This window comes from Arthrobacter sp. B2I5 (assembly GCF_030816735.1).
In the GTDB taxonomy this organism is placed as follows: domain Bacteria; phylum Actinomycetota; class Actinomycetes; order Actinomycetales; family Micrococcaceae; genus Arthrobacter.
Map to the genome: position 1 here is coordinate 2480466 of NZ_JAUSYF010000001.1, position 16077 is coordinate 2496542.

Genomic DNA, 16077 nt, shown 5'->3' on the forward strand with positions numbered 1-16077 from the left:
TCAGCAGGGCCCAGGTCTGTTGAAGAAGCGATACGGGCTCAGTTCAGGGTCAGGGCAAGGAAGACAACCGTTGCGGTCAGTGCCGCCAGGACGGCCAATATGAGATAGCCCAGCCATTTCGGGCGTTGTCGATGTGGGTTTATATCGATGTAGGGCATCGCCTATTGCTCCCGTCCTGAGAGTGCGGCATCTTTTCGCCTTGTACGCCGCATCAGGATCAGGTGGGCGATAAAAGCGATGACAAACGATGACCCCAGGAAGACCAGCAGTCCGGTTAGATAGCGGACGAAATCCAAGAAAGGCACCTTTCATAGGCCAGTTTTTTGCTGATCCTAACGTGAGATGGGACTCTATACACAGTCAAGCTCAAGGTATCCCATGAAGATCCTCAAGACTTGATCAAGCTTTTTTACCTAATCCTTGTAGCTTAGGGAGTGGGTTTGAATACCGGTCGGCGCTGGGCGGGCTGGGGATTTATCCGGAACAGGGGGGGCCGTGGGCGACCTGGGTGTTGTTGTCGTCATCGAAGATGACCTGGATCTGCGGAATCTGGTGGAAGGGGTGTTCCTTCAATCTGGCTTTGTCGTGCACACCGCTAGCGATGGCCGTCAGGGCGTGGAGGTGGTCCGGGAGAAGCGCCCGGATGTGGTGAGCCTGGATGTGGGTCTGCCTGATATTGACGGGTTCGAGGTCCTGCGCAGGATCCGCCAGTTCAGCAACGCTTACGTAGTGATGCTTACCGGGAGGACGGACGAGCCGGACCTGCTGGCTGCCCTTCAAGGCGGGGCGGATGATTACATTACGAAGCCGTTCCGGCCCCGGGAAATGCGGGCACGTGTTGCGGCGATGATGCGCAGGCCAAGGAACGGAAGTGTTGAGCATGACGAGAGCCCACAGCCGCTTCCGCCGGTGGCCCTGGCTGTTACGGGGGGTACTGTCCTCGCTCATAACGGGTTGACGTTGAACCCCAGGACCCGTATCACCATGCTGGACGGGGCTCCACTGCAATTGACGCGGAGCGAATTCGATCTCTTGCATGAGATGCTCCGCGCTTCCGGTGGGGTCCTCTCACGCACTGACCTCGTTCGCGCCGTCCGGGGGGACAACTACCCCAAGGACGCTTACATCAGCGACTCTGATGAACGCGCTGTCGAGGTGCATATCGGTAATCTGCGCCGGAAACTCCGGGACGATCCCGAATCGCCCCGGTGGCTGCAAACGGTCCGCGGCGCCGGTTACCGGCTGGCGGCCCGACGGCTTCCGAACCCGCCAGCGTGAGGCCGTCCAGCTCTACAAGCTTTATCCGCGGTGCTGGAGATACCGTTCCCGGAGTTCTTCGACCGTCGCCCGCCCCTGAACTGAAATCAGCTCCCCGAAGAATCCTCCACTAAGGTCGCCCCTGCGCACCGCGGATTCGAGAGCCACCGCCAGGCCCGCCAGGCGTAGCGCACCCACCATGGTGGACGAGACTCTCAGGCTGATGACGGCATCCAAGGCTGCGGCACGATCCTGATTTGCAAGTGATGTGGTGAGCCGGCGCTCCCGCGTCTCCCACAACCGCACATAGTCCTTCGCGAAATTCGTGACCAGCTCCGGCTGCCCGAGCTCGTCTTCGAGATCCTGCAGCACCACGGGATCCACAAGCGGCACCGTGTGGGTGTCGTTGTCATGCACAGGCTGGGCGGCTGTCCACGCGTCAGTTATCGCCGCTGTTGATTTTTCACCGCCTGGCGGTCCCTGTGGTGATGCTGAAATGGCCATGCCTTAAAGGCTACGTCCCCTCATGATCCCAACGCCTTATCCTCGGCCGATCCTGTGCAAACCTTGGCGCCACCTTGAGTGGCAGCCGGCCGAGAGTGCATGGATCTCGCTGAGCCGATCCAGTTGCGGGGACACCGGCGGCCACCGGGGTTTTCCTCAGCTTTTGTGCATTGCAGCCGTATTTCCTTGTTTTTTCCCAGCTTTCCAAAGGTTCCCCGAAGTTAATCCAAGGAACGGATTTTTAAGGTTTCGCCGCTGTTAGCTTCGAGATGTCGATGTGATGCAGACGATGTTTCGGTCCGTGTCCGTTGGCAGCGGCATCCAGTTGTACCTGGGGGTTGCAACCGCCGCGGAGCCCGCTCAGGGGCTGCCGGGCTTCCTACCTGAAAGAGAAATCATGCGCACTTCTGCAAAGATCGTCACCGCCCTGTCCGTTACCGGCCTGGCCCTCGCTGCCGGCTCCGCCTTCACCGGTGCCGGCCTCGTCAACGCCGCAGGTCCGAGCCAGTTCGTGGGCGGCACGGTCAACCAGACCGTCACCGGCGCGACTCTGACCAACCTCCAATATGGTTTCACCGATGGCACCAAGACCGCCGTCAACAAGGTCACCCTGACCTTCGCACCGGGCGCTGAGGGCAAGACGGTCAATGTGTCCCTGGCCGGTGGCGCCACTCCCGCCGCCTTCAGCTGCACCGCCATCGACATTGACGGCCTCTCCATCTGTGACGCCGCTACGGGCACGAGCCAAAGCGACGTCGACGGCGCATCCGTCACCGTCGCGGACGCCGTCTAACAAGGAGCGTGAGTGGCCGGCCCGCTGGGGGCCGGCCACTCACCCTTTTCTCAAGAATTTTCCAAGAACCAGTTCGGCGCGTTCCAGAGAGGGGTTTGGCCTTGGCACAGCGGCTGACGTACCGCCTCCGCACCGCCGTCCTCGCAGTGGTCGCGGTTCTTGGGGCGTGTGTGGGGGTTGTTCTGGCCACCGGCCAGGCCGGGATCGTCATCACCCACGGCGTCAGCATGAATCCGCTCTACCACCAGGGCGACCTGGTCATCATCGCCCGGGCCTCCTCCTATACAGTCGGCGACATCGCCGCGTATAACCTGCCGGGCCGGGACGAGGTGGCGCTGCACCGCATTATCGGCGGCAACGACGCAGCCTTCGTTTTCAAGGGCGACAATAACCAATCCGTTGACCCCATCACCCCGCCCGCGGCTGACCTGGTCGGGCGTTCCCTGGTTCATATCCCGCAGGGCGGGTTGTGGCTGGAAACCCTGACCAGTCCCCCGATCCTGGGGCTGCTGGCCTTCGCGCTGCTGGCCGGCGGGGGCGCAGCAACGACACGGCATCGCCGCAAACGAAGGAGAGCATCCATGTCCCGCCACATCAGCACCCGCCCCCCGGCCCGGCAGGGCTTGGGCGGCCTGCCGCCCTCACTGCGCATCCCTACCGCCCTGGCCGCGGTCTTCGGCGTCGCCGGAGTTATCCTCGGCGCCCTGGCCTGGTCCGGCCCCCTGGAGGAAACAGCCAGCTCACAGGTCAAGAGCGGCACACGGATGAACTTCTCCTACACCGCGGACGTCGGCCAAAGCGCGGCCTACGACGGGACCACGGCCAAGTCACCGGGCCCGGTCTTCCGGAAACTCGCCAGGACTGTCGATGTCGGATACAGCTATCATGGCGAGCCAGGAACCGTGACCGTGACAGCGGAGCTCTCCACCCCGGGAGGCTGGCATTCCACGCTCCCTCTAAGCGGTCCGGTCACGATTGACGGCAGCGACTATGAGGGCAGTGTCCGGTTGGACCTGGCAAGCCTCGACGCCAAAGCCCAGGCCGCGTCAGCGGTCACTGGTCTTCCGGCCGGGCCGGTCTCCGTCGCCCTGACCCCGGCCGTTAGGACAGCAGCGGGCGCAGAATTCCGGCCGGAGCTCAAACTCGAGCTCACACCCCTCCAGCTCACCCTCCCGGGCGGTCCGGGCAGCTTGGCCGTCACGGATTCGGCCACCCAGGAGCACACCGCCCTGGTGCCCCGCATGGTCGGTGTCAGTGGGCTCACGGTTACCGCGGCCGCCGCCCGCGTCATCTCGGCCGTGTTCCTGCTCGCTGCCCTGGCCACGGGAATCATCATTCTGGTTTTCGCCCGTCGGAGCACCCCCGCGGACGAGGCGGCGGCGATCCGCCGCCGCTACGCAGCGTTGCTGGTGCGGGTCCACCCGATGCCGGCACCCCAGGGCAGGCCCGTCATCGATGTCACGACGTTCCCGACCCTGGCCAAACTGGCAGAACGCTATGGCCTGTTGGTCCTTCACTGGTCCCGCAGCGGGGTGGAAACCTTCGTGGTCCAGGACGAGAACATCACCTACCGTTACCGGGCAGGCTCAGAGCCTGCCCAGGTCGAACCGCAGCCCGAGCCGGCGGACTCGCAGGCATGACCACCGTCTCCGGAAAGGCCGCACATTGTGGCCTCGTGACCACTGTTCCATCACCGGCACCCGAAGGCCGCAGCAGGTCCCGGGCTTCGGAGCGGGAGTGGGACAGCGGACGGGCAGGGGGCAGGTCAGGCCTTCGGGTATTCATTGGCAGCCGCCTTCTGCTGTGTGTGCTCGCCGCGCAGGCAGCCTTCGTTCTGGCCCTCACGGCGTGGCTGCATGTCCTGGTTCCCCGCGTCCAGGAGCCTGCGGTCCTGACAGGCGTGCTCGCCTCCCTGGCCGCGGGCATGATCCTGGCCGCCTGCTGGGCCGCCGCGCGCAGCGCCCGCGCGCACCGTGAGGAACGGGACCGGAACAACCTCACCTCAAGCCTGATGAACACCGTGCTGGACACGAGCCAGGAATGGCTGTGGGCCGTGGACGCGGGCGGCATCTTCACGTTCTGCAGCAGGGCCAGCGCCGCCCTGCTCGGCTACGAACCATCCGAACTTCTCGGAAGGCCTTTCAGCCTGATCATCACCGACGACCACTTGTCCACGGCACGTGAAGCAGTCGCCAGCGCCCTTAACGACAGTCCGGTCTGGTCCGCCGTCACCGTTTGCTGCAGGCACCGCAACGGCACCCCGGTCCTCATGAAGATGTCCGGCAAGTCCTGCCCGTCCCGGGAAGGAACCGGTCAGCGCTTCGAAGGGACCAGCCGCCTGCTGCCCGCCCCGGACGCGGAAGCGCACGTGGCGCAGCGGCTGCGGGAACGCATCGGCACTGTCGCCGAGGGGTTGATCCTCACCGCGTTCCAGCCCATCCATGACCTGACCAGCGGGGCCATGGCCGGGGTTGAAGCGCTGGCCCGGTTCCCCAGCGACGACGGCAGAAGCCCGGAGCATTGGTTCAGTGAAGCGGCCAGCGTCGGACTCGGCGCGGATCTTGAACTCGCCGCACTGGCCGCAGCCCTATGCAAGAGCGCCACGCTTCCCGGCCACCTCTACGTTTCATTCAACGTCGCCCCCGAGACGTGCATGGATCCGCGGCTGCCGGCGTTGCTGCGCCGCTCGGGCGTGGCCCTTGAACGTATAGTGCTCGAACTGACCGAGCGGCACGCCGTCACCGACTACGCGCAACTCCTGGCGTCGCTGGCGCCCCTGCGCAGGGACGGGGTGCGGATAGCGGTAGATGACGCAGGATCAGGGTTCGCTTCAATGCGCCATATCCTGCAGCTGAGCCCGGACATCATCAAGCTCGACCGGACACTGATCGCCGGGATAGATAGGGACCAGGGACAACGTGCCCTGGGCGCGGCCATGGTCAGTTTCGCCCAACAAACCGGCGCCCAGGTCCTGGCCGAAGGAATTGAAACCATCGCCGAACTCCTTACGGTCACCCAGGCCGGCATCACCTCAGCCCAGGGATACCTCCTCGGGCGCCCAACACTGCACCCCTCTGACTGGGCAGGCTGGCGGGAAGGACCACCCGGCGATGGCGGCAGCCATCCCTGACCGATCGGCAATTCGATGGGTCAGTCCCGGATTGTTCGAGGGAAAGAGTGCCGTCGTTTCGCTATTTGCCGCCGGTCTGTCTAAAGTTCTCGAGGAACCCGCCCGTCCCCCCGTGGGCGGGTTTTTCATACCCATCCTTTGCCCGCTTCCAGAACCGGCATTGCCCGCCCGTCCGTCACGCGCCTGGCGGTCCCTAAGGGGAGATAGATGAGACAAGGCCTGCACGATGACCACCTCGGTGCCGTGGACCTGTATGGGAGGGTCCTGCGGGTCCGCTGGACCCCGGGAATCCTGATCAGTGAGGCTGCTGCCAGGGCAACGCTCACCCGGGCGCGTGAACTCACCAACGGGCAGGGACTGCCGATCCTCGTCGAAATGACCGGGATCAAAGGCCTCACTCCCCAGGCCGGTTCTGTCTTCGCCACCGAATGGCCCCACGGCAGAACAGCAATCGTTGGGGGACTCCCCGGTCGATGAGGTCATCGTCGTCTTCTACACCGCCCGGCACAAACCTGCCACCCCCACCAGGTTCTTCAGCTCCATCAATGAAGCCCTCACTTGGTTGACCGAACCGGCCGGTCAGCACGCCAGCGCCGCCGTGCAGCCCGGACAGGACCAGAAGAAGGCCCCACGCCCAAGGAAACCCCGCCCGGGGCGGTAAGGACTGCGGATGAGGACCGGAGCTGACCACGGCTGCGGCCCCGGCCTGCGCTGCCAAACTCAGCCACCACCGTTTCGTGCCGGCATCGCTGGTAGGGTCTTGCCGGTGGCAACCAGAATCATCAGCAGCCTTGTAGACGATCTCGATGGCAGTGAGGCAGCCGAGACCGTGCAGTTCAGCCTCGATGGCCGCTCGTACGAAATCGACCTCAGCAGCACCCACGCGGATCAGTTGCGTGCCGGCCTCCTCCCATACCTCCAGGTCGCCCGGAAGGAAACCTCTCCAATCCGCCGGCAGGTCCGGACCGCCAGGCGGGGACTGCGCAGCTAAAAGCAAACCAACAATGACCCGCTGGCCCCGCCGCCGCCGCAGCCGCAGCCTCCCCGAGGCCCAGGACATGGCCTTTGGGTCAGGACTGTTGGGCAAGCTGGCGGGCCCGGAGCATCGCTTGGCGCGAGGCCTCTGCCAGCCGTGTCCGCCCCGTGGTTCGGTAGAGGTCATGACCCCACTCGAACTCCGCTGCGGCGTCCCGGTATCTCGCCTCGTCGAAGAGCCGCCGCCCGATCTGATGACGCACCAGGGCTTCACGCGGGGCAGTGCCGGCCATCCGCAGCGCTTCTTCGTACAGCTTCGCGGCCTTATGCCACCTGTACTGCCGCTGGTAGGCATGCGCGAGAACCAGCAGCGGCCTGAACCGGTCCCGGGAATGAGCCAACAAAAGCCTGCCTTCAGCCACGGCTTCCTGATCACGTCCCAGCACGGACAAAATCCACACCCGTTCAAGTGCCGGGCAACCCTCAAGCCGGCCCTCGATCACGGCCCGGTCCAGAACAACTTCACGAAGGGTGGCAGGATCCAGCCGCCAAGCCTCCACGTCATTAACCAATGCCACACCCTTTATTCCCAACAGTCACGGGACGGCACGCGGGCACGCCCCTGCCGGCGGCTGCCGTCCGGCCGCTACCATATTCTCACGGGCCTCCCCCGTGGGTCCGGACCCCCGGTCTCGGACCCACGGTCTGCTGCCACATCCGGAAGGAGCCGATCATGGAAGCAGAGCTTCCCCGCGCTGCCCCCGATGATGATGCCGCCAATGCGATGCTGAACAGTCTTCTGCTCCGCCTCGAACGGGTCATCGAAGATGTCCGGCGCGCGACGGAGGGGATGCCGCGGTTTGTTGTTGAAGCCCGGCTAAGGGCGGCACTCCAGGCACAGCTGCCGGTCATCACCTTCACAGACGCTGACATCAGCGCTTGGGCGTCAGGATTCTCCAGCTAAAAAAGAGCCCTCAAATTCCCGCCGGCGACATTTCCAGGATGATGAAATTCCAACCCTCGTGCCTTCCTGCGCGCATCTTGATAAAAACTTGAGCTACACACGCAAGGATTGGAATTAAGGCGCCGTTGAGCAGACGCCGCACTTCAATCGCACTGTGGAACATTCGTTCCTTTTGCCGCCGTTTCTCCTTTTTGATTGTCTATTCGACAGCCAAATGAAGCGGTCCTACTGTGCTATTGGGAAGCCCGTCGATCCCCCATCGGCGGGCTTCTCCAGTGGAATTCTCCGGCACGGAAAACTCCGTTGCCGATGGTCGGTGGTTGCCGGCCACGGCGGATGGTCAGGGCAACGGGTTTTTGCAGGCCGGGTCCTCGTCACGTTGCTGTTCACTGCGCCAATAGGTTGTGAAGCGCGGTGTTCGTCGTCTTCGCTCTGAGGCCGTGAAATCCTTGTCGGCAGCGTGAAGAAATTCGGGAAACGCCCAGCCGTTGATTTTTTCCGGCGTTTGATCCTTCAACCAGGAACGAAGACGCTCCAGAACCGGTTGCGTTGCCAGGTCGAGCATGTCTTCGACCGCGGCGATGAGGTCCGCGAACTGCTCAGCCAGGGCCAATGGCATCGGATGAATGAGGGACCAACCCGCGACATCAACGCCTTTTCCCTGGCTGTCCAGAAATGCCACGGGCAGCGGCAGGCTCAAATTCGATTGGGAATGCGCGATGGTCGTGTTTCGATACTCCCGGATGACGCGGTGAATGGGGTGGAGAGCGGCCGGCATCGGCGCAATGCCCGGCATTTCATCAAGACGCTTCCGGACCTTGGAGAGGATGAAGGGCCGGACGTAGGAGGTCACGGCATGGGAGGTAAGGGGCATCCATAACTCCGACCCCTCACCGGCGCCCAATGCGCAGTCAAGGGCGTGGGAGGCTTCCGACACGTCGCTGGCATAGCTGGTCAGGTCAACCAGCAATCTCGTATCGGGTGTATCGGGCAGGACCGCCAGGGGCGGCCGGGGGATCGTCAAGGCGATTTGCTCCTCTTCATTGACGTGCCAAATTGGCAGTCATCGCGGCTGTTGGGCCGGTTTACGCAGCCTGCCGTTTAACCAGGCGGGGACGCGTTCTGAGGGAATGGGTTTGCTCCAAAGGTACCCTTGGGCCCGGGTGACGCCCAGCCGCCGGAGTTCGTTGAGCTGGTCGGGGGGTTTCAACGCCTTCGGCGATGACGTCGAGTTTGAGGCTCTTCGCCATGCCCAGGACGAGTTCGATGACGGTGCCGCTGTGCGGGTCCAGTCCCAGTTCACGAATGAATATGCGGTCGATTTTTAACGTCTTCGCTGTGAGCCATTTCAGGTAGCTCAGGGAGGAGTAGCCCGTGCCGAAGTCATCGATGGAAAGGCCAACTCCCAGGCGGGAAAGACGTTGCAGGCTTTCCCTGGGCAGGTCCGGTTCGTCCATGAGGACTGTTTCCGTGATCTCCAAATGAACAGCTTCCGGATCAATGCCGGATGCCTGGATTGCTGCCTCGACGACGTCCGGGAAATCCTTGGCTACCAGCTGGCGTCCGGAAATGTTCACCGCTGCCGTGAGGTCTTCTGCCCCCTCCACCTGGTGATGCCATTGCTGGACCTGGCGCAGGGATTCCTGAAGGACCCAGGCTCCAATCGGAATGATCAGGCCAGTCTCCTCGGCGATGGGGATGAACGTTTCCGGGGGTATGACGCCGTGGTCGGGGTGCTTCCACCGCAGAAGCGCCTCGAACCCAAGCGGCGCCCCCGCGTCCAGGTCCATGATCGGCTGGTAGTGCAGGCACATCTCTCCCCTGTCCAGGGCCAGCCGCAGATCCGATTCCAGGTCCAACCGCCCGCTGGCCCGTCGGGTCATCCTCTCGTGGTACACCACGGAGGCGTCCCCACCGGCCGATTTCGCCCGGTACATTGCGGTGTCCGCGCCCCCGAGCATGGACTGTGCCGTGTCCTCAGATCCCGCCAGCGCGATGCCGACACTGACGTTCAGGAAAATCTGCCGCTCCTCGACCTCGAACGGCGCCCTGATGCATTCACGAACCCGCCCGGCGAGGATTTTGGCGGCCCGCATGCCCATGTTCTCGCAGACGATGATGAATTCATCGCCGCCGAAGCGGCCTACGGTGTCCCCGGCCCTGACAGCCCCGAGCAGGCGTTCACTCAGGAGCATCAGGATCCTGTCCCCACCACCATGACCGATGCCGTCGTTGACCAGCTTGAACCGGTCGATGTCAACGAACATCACCACCGGCCGGGACCCGCGGTCCAGGAAACCCTGCAGTACCTCGGTGATCAGGTACCTGTTAGGCAGGCCCGTCAGGGCGTCGTGGCGGGCCTGCCACTCCAGGACCTGTTCGGCGTTCTTACGCTCGGTAACGTCCAGCACCGTGTCAAGGAACTGCAAGGGTTTCCCGTCCGGACCGTTCACGCTTCGGATTCTCGAATGCAGCCATCGCTGCCCGCCGTCGGGCAGGAGGAGCCGGTATTCGATGTCCTCGAAACCCGAACCCGAGTACAGTCTCCGCCACATCTGCCGGACCCCGTCCCGATCCTCCGGGTGCGTCCGCTCCAGCATCCATTCCCACGATGGGGATTCACCCGACCCCAGGCCCACGATGCGGGCGAACTCCTCCGAATGCCACGTCGCTCCTGTGGCGGGCGAGTACTCGAGGCTTCCCACATGGGCCATCTCCTGGGCAGCCAGCAGCCGGCGGCGTTCCGCGGCAGCTTCTGACTGCAACCGTTTGATTTCGGTGACGTCCCGGGCGATTCCGGAGGCTCCGGCCAGCTTCCCATCCTGGCCGTAGACCGGTGACACCGTCAGCTCGACGTCGATGACCGACCCATCCTTCCGCCGCCACCGCGCTTCCAGGCCGGGGACGAAAGCGCCGCTGCGGATCCGTTCAGCCACTCGGTCGTTGGTATCCTCCGGCGCGCGGGTTGTGAAAAGGTCCGGGGCCCGCCCGATGGCTTCTGCCGCACTCCAGCCCAGCATCCTGACAGCGCCCGCGTTCCAGCTGGTGATCTTTCCATCCATATCCGCACTGATAATGGCGTCTCCGGAGGACTCCACCATCGCCGAGAGGCGGCGCAGGACAGCCTCGGTGTGTTTCCGGTCGGTGATGTCCTTGGAAATGGCCACGATGTCCACCGGCACAGTGTGCCGGGCCCTGATCGAGCTGATCGTCCCATGGACCGGGAACTCCCTGCCAGCCCGGTCCCGTACCCAGAATTCCCCGGACCAGTCCTTGCCACTGGCGATTTGCCCGGCGATCTCCTCCCCCGTCGGCCCCGGCTCCAGTGTCTGGAAATGACCGATGATGCCCAGATCAATGGGCGTCTTCCCCAGCACCTCGGAGGCAGCAAAACCGTACAAACGCTCGGAGGCGCGGTTCCAGTAAGTGACCCGCCACCGGCTGTCCATCCCGATCACAGACTGGCCGATCTCATCGAGCAGCAGCGACTGCGTCAGCAGGTCATCCCGTCCTTGCCCCTCCATTGATCCCCCCGAGTTTGTCCTCGATCCGGCCCACCCGTTCCCTGCTTCAGCTGTTGACGTATCTGACGAGCCGGGTTTCCCCGGCCGCGGCCAGTTCCAGCCAATCACTGATGCAGGGGCGCGCTGGGCTGCTGCTATGGCTCAACGGTGACCCCCACAGTCGGTTGAATAATCCATGACGACCAATCCAGCGGATGCACGGACGGCCGTCCCATCAGATAACCCTGCCCTGCAGTCAAGCCAGCATCAATGACCGCTGCAAGCTCCGTTTCTGTTTCGATGCCTTCGGCCGCCAGGACCGCTCCAACCTCCCGGGCCAGACCTATCACGACCGGCTCATCAGGCTCTGGCCCTTCGAGGATTCCATCAATAAATGTCCGGTCGAGTTTGATGATGTCCGGTCGAAGGGCAAGAATCCGGTCGACCGGGGTGAAGCTTGGGCCGGACCCATCGACCGCTACCCGCAACCCGCTTCTGCGGAGCGGTTTCAGCGACCGGATGACCCTTTCCCATTGCGTGTCATCTGTTTGGCCCCGGAGTTCGACAACAATCCTGTCCATCGCCAGCCCGGAGTTCTGCAGCAGGCCCTGGGTGCGGCTCTCCGTCACCGCCGTGGGAGTCAGGTTGAATGCGACGAAGAGATGCGAAGGGATCTTCCCCGCCGCGGATACAGCGCACTCCAATGCCGCGATCTCCAGCTCGACGCCAAGACCCACGCTCTCCGCTTCCCGGAACCAGGTGTCCGCGTCGGCGCCATCGCTGCTGACAAAACGCGTAAGGGCTTCGACCCCGGCGACTCCTCCTTCCGGCAATCTATGGACTGGCTGGAACGCCGTCAGCAACAGCCTGCTGCCCAGTACGGACTTGATCCTCTTCGTCGCTCCGCTGTCCTGAGCGCCCTGCGAAACAGGGCGACCTGCTGGAGTACTCCCCTCGCCGTTCACGGGGAGGCGCTGCCCGGCCTGCTTCCGTGTCCCAATCAGATGCTCAAGAAACGCCCGCTCGGGATTATCCGGATATGAGGCCAGAAGTGTCCGCAGCTGACTTCTGGCCCATTCAGTCTCGGGAGCAGGGTCAGAGAGGACATCGTTGATCAGCTCCATCACCTGGGACCGCAGAGAAGTACCCCCCACCGCCTGGGGCGGAAAAGCAGGTCCCCCCAGACCCGGTGTGACCTCTGCGCCGGTGACCGCCGGGAGAGAAAAATCATCCCTAGACATCGGCTATTCCTTTTTTGACTGGAAGCGCCGGCTGAGCCCGGCACCCAGGCCTAAACCGCGATTCGCTTCAATAATTCGAAAAGCGCAGCGTCAGCCTGAACAAAGAATACAACCAGAAAGAATCGAATTTCTGTTATGGGGTGAACAAGTAAAGCAAGCGGACTGATATCAAGCAACGAATCCCGGGCCAACCGTCCGGGACGACCAGCCTTGGAGCAGCGATCCACCATCCGTTCGGTAAGGAACGAGATAGCGTCGCCAAGTGCCCACCGAGCCAGCTTCCCTTGCGCCAAGGCCATCCGGTATCCGCTCGAATAATGGACACCCGATAATACGAAATAAGTCGTCGGGCAGTCTTGTTAAATCCTGCCCAAACCCTGCACTGGAGCTATGGAAAAGCACCGGAACCCTTGATGCTGACCCTGCACTATCGACACAACAGCCAGGCCACGGCACCCAGACAGGTCATGGCCGCACCGACAACGGAAAAAGCAGTGGAAGCAGGAACGGCTATGTCTCAAACACCAGCCCTGGATGAAGTATCTGTCATCGGCGGCATCATCACCGATCACCGCGCCCTGGACCTCCATGCCCTGGGCGTCGCCGGCTGCATTGACCGACTAACGGACCCCCTCCGCCAACGGGGAACCGCGATCCGATGGGACACACCACATCACGGCATCGAAATAACGGCGACCTCCGCGGCCCTGCTCTACCACGCAGCCCAGGAAGCACTCAGTAACGCCCTTAAGTACGCACAGGCCTCCGAAATCACCATCCGGCTCGCCGCCGTCTACCACGGCATCCGCCTGACCATCGCCGACAACGGCAACGGCTTCGACAGCACGGCAACCAGCAATCGGACCCGCGGGTTCGGGCTCCGTCTGATGTCCATCGCCGTGCATGAAGCCGGCGGCACCATCACTATCGATTCCAGCCCCGGCAACGGCTTCCGCCTCGCGGTCACCCTCCCTCTCGACTAGCTATGGCTTCAAGCGGCGACCGGAAACTGGAGGCCGCAGCCGGACGTCGGAACTCCCATGCCGACGGACGCCGGGTGGCATCACGCCCGTTGAAGTAAATCGCTGATCCCTAGCAGGCCCACTTCATCCGCAGGCACACAGGCGATCCTCCTGCGGCCCAACATGGATCTGACAGGATTGGATCTGAGGGCTTGTTTCCTTTGAGGGCAGGGATCATAGTTCTGATACCGGAGTCGGGCCGAAATATCTGTCGAGTGGCTGTGCTGGTTTTAGCGAGGAGGTGCGCCTGATGTCGGGTTGGAACACCGACAATGCGGCAGGCCCGGCAGGCGCCCGGGCCCTGACAATCCTTGACGGCTCGTCGTTTTGCATTACGGCGCCCAACGGAGACATGATCTCTGGAAGTCCCCACGGCGCGTTCTTTCATGACACGCGCTACATATCTACATGGAACCTCACCATCGACGATCTTCCCCTCGAAGTACTTGCTTCAACCGTCCAGGACCCCTTCCGGGCCTTGCTTGTCTGCAGGGCGTGCGGCCCGGTCGAAAGGGCTGATATTCCGTTGCTCATTGAACGGGAAAGGTCCATTGGCGCCGGGCTCACTGAAACCATCACTGTCGAAAACCACCTGGCCGTACCCAAGAACTGCACGCTCGCCCTGACCGTGAACGCCGATTTCGCGGATCTATTCGAGGTCAAGAACGGCAGACCTGCCAGCCCGGGAAAGCAGCAGTTCAACGTCGCGGGTGACAATTTCCTCCTTGAATCTGAACGCGCAGGCCGGCGCTACGGACTTGCCATCCGGGCGGTAGGCGCTGTTTTCGAGGGCGGCCGGTTCATCTTTTCTCAGACAATTCCCGCCCAGGGGACATGGACGGTGACCTTGACCGCCCTGCCGTATTTGAATGGGCAGGAGGTGATTTCTTCAGGGGCATATGGCACCCAGGGAGATTGGTCTCAGGCCCAGCAGCGCCTTCTCTCCTGGCGGATGTCCATGCCCATCCCCAATCTGAACGACGCGGCGGTCCAGGAGACGATCCTGCGGAGCCAGGAGGATCTGGGTTCACTCCGGATCTTTGACCCGGACCACCCGGACCGGGTCGTTGCTGCCGCCGGAGCCCCATGGTTCATGGCTTTGTTCGGGCGTGACAGCCTGCTTTCCTCCCTCATGTCGCTCCTGTTGGACCCCTCCCTGGCGCTTGGCACGCTGCAGACGCTGGCGGATCACCAGGGTAAGGAGGTGAATCCTGACACGGAAGAGGAGCCCGGCCGGATACTCCATGAAGTGCGTCTGGGCACGGGCGCGGAGTCGGTGTTGGGTGGCCGCAGTGTCTACTACGGAACCGCTGATGCGACCCCTTTGTTCGTCGCCATCCTCAGTGAACTGGGGCGGTGGGGGCTGGAAACGGATGCAGTCCAAGCGCTGCTGCCAGCTGCAGACCGAGCATTGGCCTGGATCGAGAACTATGGCGACCGCGATGGCGACGGATTCGTCGAGTACCAGCGGCGAACCGAACACGGGCTAATCAACCAGGGCTGGAAAGATTCGTGGGACGGCATCAATTTCGCTGATGGTTCCCTGGCCCATGGGCCGATAGCGCTCTGCGAAGTCCAAGGGTATACGTACGGGGCCTATGTAGGGCGTGCACTCATGGCGCTCCACGCCGGGGACACCGAGACCGCGGATCTCTGGACCGCCAAGGCGGTCCGCCTGAAAGAGGCCTTTAACGAACGCTTCTGGCTGCCGGACCGTGGATATTTCGCCATCGCCCTGGACGGGGACAAGAAACCTGTAGACGCTTTGGCCTCCAACATGGGTCATTGTCTTTGGATGGGCATCGTGGACACCGACAAAGCAGCACAGGTAGCCGAGCGGCTGATGTCCCCGGAAATGTTCACCGGCTGGGGTATCCGCACCCTGGCCAGCACCATGGGAGCCTACAACCCCCTCAGCTACCACAACGGATCGGTCTGGCCCCACGACAGTACATTGGTGGCCCATGGTCTGATGAGATACGGCTTCATCGAGGACGCCCAAAGAATTGCGTACGGACTCTTCGAAGCGGCGGACTACTTCGGCGGCCGGCTTCCCGAGCTCTTCTGCGGACTTGACCGGGCAAGATTCCCAACGCCGGTACCATACCCCGCGGCGTGCTCACCCCAGGCCTGGGCCGCAGCCGCTCCCATTCATCTGATCCGTATGCTCATGCGGTTCGACCCTGCTCTCCCGTGGAATGAGCTGTGGCTGGCACCGGAACTGCCAAAAGGCTTCGGGCAATTCCGAATAGACAACGTCCCCCTAGCAGGAAACAGGATCGCCATCAACATCAGCCAGAACTCCATTACTGTCGATGGGCTGCCAGCCTCCGTCCAGCTGCGACTCGAAGCCCGCCCCGCCCTTCGGGAACTCTTGAACCTGACCCGGATGACGTGACCACAAGCAGTAGCCCACAAGGAAACAGTCCCGGCAACGGCCAGACCGGAGATGAAACTATGATGCCCGTGCACTGGACATCGGCGACCGTTGGCAGGCAGCCAACCAGCGCGGTCCTGGATTCCAGGGAGAGTCGTCACGCGAAGCCCAGGCCGGCGGGGAGCCCGGGGTCAACACCAGCACCGGAAACCATGAACCGTGAGAAACCAAATACCGTCAAAGGTCACCTGCCTCCCGCCAGTCCACACCAGCCACAGTGCTGATTGCCGTTACCCGGCGGACCCTCCAGC

The 16077-nt window shown here is 63.0% G+C and carries 14 protein-coding genes; 9 read left to right on the plus strand and 5 right to left on the minus strand.

Annotated features, from left to right (window positions below; genetic code table 11):
- Positions 1–495: 495 nt before the first annotated feature.
- Positions 496–1278: a response regulator transcription factor gene (locus QFZ60_RS11660; RefSeq protein WP_307090640.1), complete on the plus strand. Its 783-nt coding sequence runs from the start codon at positions 496–498 to the stop codon at positions 1276–1278.
- 21 nt (positions 1279–1299) lie between these two features.
- On the opposite strand, the gene QFZ60_RS11665 is transcribed toward QFZ60_RS11660, so the two are convergent.
- Positions 1300–1761 (minus strand): Hpt domain-containing protein, encoded by a 462-nt coding sequence (locus QFZ60_RS11665; RefSeq protein ID WP_307090641.1) that lies wholly within the window; start codon positions 1759–1761, stop codon positions 1300–1302.
- A gap of 397 nt (positions 1762–2158) precedes the next feature.
- On the opposite strand from QFZ60_RS11665, the gene QFZ60_RS11670 reads away from it, so the two are divergent.
- From QFZ60_RS11670 to QFZ60_RS11690, 5 genes are all read left to right on the plus strand, one after another.
- Entirely contained in the window at positions 2159–2554 is a 396-nt protein-coding gene (locus QFZ60_RS11670) for a hypothetical protein (RefSeq protein WP_307090642.1), read from the plus strand.
- A 101-nt stretch (positions 2555–2655) separates the two neighbouring features.
- Positions 2656–4194 (plus strand): signal peptidase I, encoded by a 1539-nt coding sequence (locus QFZ60_RS11675; protein WP_307090643.1) that lies wholly within the window; start codon positions 2656–2658, stop codon positions 4192–4194.
- Between the two features lie 35 nt (positions 4195–4229).
- Positions 4230–5684 (plus strand): EAL domain-containing protein, encoded by a 1455-nt coding sequence (locus QFZ60_RS11680; RefSeq protein ID WP_307090644.1) that lies wholly within the window; start codon positions 4230–4232, stop codon positions 5682–5684.
- A gap of 207 nt (positions 5685–5891) precedes the next feature.
- Complete coding sequence (locus tag QFZ60_RS11685) at positions 5892–6161, plus strand: hypothetical protein (RefSeq protein WP_307090645.1); 270 nt, start codon at positions 5892–5894, stop codon at positions 6159–6161.
- A 289-nt stretch (positions 6162–6450) separates the two neighbouring features.
- Entirely contained in the window at positions 6451–6675 is a 225-nt protein-coding gene (locus tag QFZ60_RS11690) for an Lsr2 family protein (protein WP_307090646.1), read from the plus strand.
- A gap of 79 nt (positions 6676–6754) precedes the next feature.
- Here QFZ60_RS11690 and QFZ60_RS11695 read toward each other — a convergent pair whose 3' ends face one another.
- Complete coding sequence (locus QFZ60_RS11695) at positions 6755–7237, minus strand: hypothetical protein (RefSeq protein ID WP_307090647.1); 483 nt, start codon at positions 7235–7237, stop codon at positions 6755–6757.
- Positions 7238–7392: 155 nt separating this feature from the next.
- Here QFZ60_RS11695 and QFZ60_RS11700 point away from each other — a divergent pair, with 155 nt between their 5' ends.
- Positions 7393–7623: a hypothetical protein gene (locus QFZ60_RS11700; protein ID WP_307090648.1), complete on the plus strand. Its 231-nt coding sequence runs from the start codon at positions 7393–7395 to the stop codon at positions 7621–7623.
- 340 nt (positions 7624–7963) lie between these two features.
- On the opposite strand, the gene QFZ60_RS11705 is transcribed toward QFZ60_RS11700, so the two are convergent.
- From QFZ60_RS11705 to QFZ60_RS11715, 3 genes are all read right to left on the minus strand, one after another.
- Positions 7964–8647 (minus strand): hypothetical protein, encoded by a 684-nt coding sequence (locus QFZ60_RS11705; RefSeq protein ID WP_307090649.1) that lies wholly within the window; start codon positions 8645–8647, stop codon positions 7964–7966.
- Positions 8648–8708: 61 nt separating this feature from the next.
- Entirely contained in the window at positions 8709–11147 is a 2439-nt protein-coding gene (locus QFZ60_RS11710) for an EAL domain-containing protein (protein ID WP_307090650.1), read from the minus strand.
- Between the two features lie 134 nt (positions 11148–11281).
- A complete protein-coding gene (locus QFZ60_RS11715; RefSeq protein ID WP_307090651.1) occupies positions 11282–12367 on the minus strand; it encodes an EAL domain-containing protein in 1086 nt (361 codons plus the stop codon).
- A 512-nt stretch (positions 12368–12879) separates the two neighbouring features.
- Here QFZ60_RS11715 and QFZ60_RS11720 point away from each other — a divergent pair.
- A complete protein-coding gene (locus tag QFZ60_RS11720) occupies positions 12880–13350 on the plus strand; it encodes a sensor histidine kinase (protein ID WP_307090652.1) in 471 nt (156 codons plus the stop codon).
- A gap of 289 nt (positions 13351–13639) precedes the next feature.
- The gene (locus tag QFZ60_RS11725; protein ID WP_307090653.1) at positions 13640–15787 is read left to right on the plus strand and encodes a glycogen debranching N-terminal domain-containing protein; all 2148 of its coding nucleotides are present in this window, start codon (positions 13640–13642) and stop codon (positions 15785–15787) included.
- Positions 15788–16077: the final 290 nt, after the last annotated feature.